Here is a 420-nt window from a genome sequence, read left to right as displayed (position 1 = left end):
CGGCAGCACCGAAGAAGGTGTCGCACGGGTCGGTGTACTTGTCGAAGCTCTGCGAGGTGCCACCGTACAGGTTGGCCACGGTCGGCGCACGGAAGCCGGTGGCATAGGTGCCACGGACCAGCAGGTCGTCGATCGGCTTCCACTTCAGGCCGAACTTGGAGTTCACCGTGTCGCCGAAGGTGTTGTAGTCCGAGTAACGGCCGGCCATGTCGACCGACAGTTCCTTGGCGAACGGCAGATCGGCGAGGATCGGCACGTTCAGTTCCAGGTAGAACTCGTCCAGCTTGTAGCCACCGGCGGTCGGCGCACCGGCCAGGTCGGTGCTCAGGCCCGACTGCAGCAGTGCATCCGGGTTGTACTCGGCGTCTTCTTCGCGGTGCTCGTAACCGGTCGCGAAGGACAGGTCACCGGCCGGCAGGG

The 420-nt window shown here is 64.8% G+C and carries 1 protein-coding gene; it reads right to left on the bottom strand.

Annotation, left to right across the window (positions count from 1 at the left end):
- Positions 1–420: TonB-dependent receptor (locus I6F38_RS43500; protein WP_225164728.1), on the bottom strand; the 420-nt coding region annotated here is incomplete at both ends.

It is taken from the genome of Bradyrhizobium sp. BRP56 (assembly GCF_020194035.1).
Classification (GTDB): domain Bacteria; phylum Pseudomonadota; class Alphaproteobacteria; order Rhizobiales; family Xanthobacteraceae; genus Bradyrhizobium; species Bradyrhizobium australafricanum.
This window is presented reverse-complemented; position numbering and strand designations above follow the sequence as displayed.